This is a genomic window from Petrocella sp. FN5 (genome assembly GCF_029210395.1).
Taxonomy (GTDB): domain Bacteria; phylum Bacillota; class Clostridia; order Lachnospirales; family Vallitaleaceae; genus Petrocella.
Genome location: NZ_JARGDP010000190.1, coordinates 1 through 1209, shown reverse-complemented (window position 1 = coordinate 1209; position 1209 = coordinate 1). Strand labels below are relative to the sequence as shown.

2 protein-coding genes are annotated in these 1209 nt (G+C 33.8%); both read left to right on the top strand.

Annotated features, from left to right (window positions below; genetic code table 11):
- Positions 1–670: S-layer homology domain-containing protein (locus P0N36_RS15410; protein ID WP_275843777.1), on the top strand; the 670-nt coding region annotated here is incomplete at its 5' end.
- On the top strand, positions 670–1209 hold a 540-nt coding region (locus tag P0N36_RS15405; protein ID WP_275843776.1), incomplete at its 3' end, for a hypothetical protein. The genes P0N36_RS15410 and P0N36_RS15405, both read left to right, overlap by 1 nt.

Below are 1209 nucleotides of genomic sequence, written 5' to 3'. Positions count from 1 at the left end.
GGCCTTAGAAGATCTTGAGAGTACAAGTTATACTAAGGGAGAAGAAATAGAAGGCGCTTTAATAGACAGCTTCATGGTAGAAGGTAAGCACAAAGCAAATGTACTAAAGGTCTATGAAGGGGGTATTATCACAGGGTATCCTGACGGCACATTTAAGCCAGAGATGACCTTAACAAGAGCCGAGGGAGTGGCTGTAATTAGACGCATCATTGACAAAAGCGCAAGAAAACCCTACACAAGTAGAGGTACCAATTACGCTGACCACTTTAAAGGTGGCAAGCTATGGGTAGATCCGGTTAGAGACAGTGATGAGAAAAACATAGCAGCAGATTTAAAAATGATAGAAAGCGATAGAGTTTACTACGATAAAAAAGGTAGCTATAGTTATAAAGATTATTTAGCTGTAATAATTAAATATGATGAAAAAGGAAATCCTGTAGACCAGCTAAAAGATTTAGAACGACTTTTACTCAGAAGATTAAAGCCGGAAAATGTTAAAATGCTTATGGATCACATAAGAGTGAAAAATGGTTGGTTTACATTTCTACCTCAGGCAAAAACTTGGTTTCATATGGAAGGACATGATATTTATATTGAAGATAGGGTTGCAGCAATAACTTCAGAAGTAAAGTTTTCAAGAACTATTGAATTGAGAATGTGGTGTGAATAATGAGAAAAATAATTATTATGTTAAATATTATTATACTAGTTCTTTCACAGTTGGCTTATAGTTCTTTTCAAGTACAAGCAAATACAATTCCATCATTTATTGATGTTTATAGACCTTCATTAAGTTTTGAAAATGCACTTAAAAAGGCAAATGATGAACTATATAATATTATGGGGTTTGAAGATTATTTTGTTCACGCAATATATAATCCATTATCGAGTAATTATATAGAAGTTGATGCAAACTCTGAAATTTGGTATGAATATGGAGTCTTTTCAAAAAAAGAATTGAGCGGTAAATATAAATTCATTAAAGAATTGGAAAAATTCGAAGATATTGGCAATTATCAGTGGGAATTTATTGGTAGTAATTTATATAATGTTAATGTTCCTAATCCTTATTACACGCCCGATAGTATTCCAAAATCTCAGATAATGGGCAGGTGGAAATGGGTGGAAGATATTGAGACGTATAAAAGGAGTGATAATACTGCGATTACAGTAGAATCAGGGGAATACAAGGACGCTCTCACCCCGACC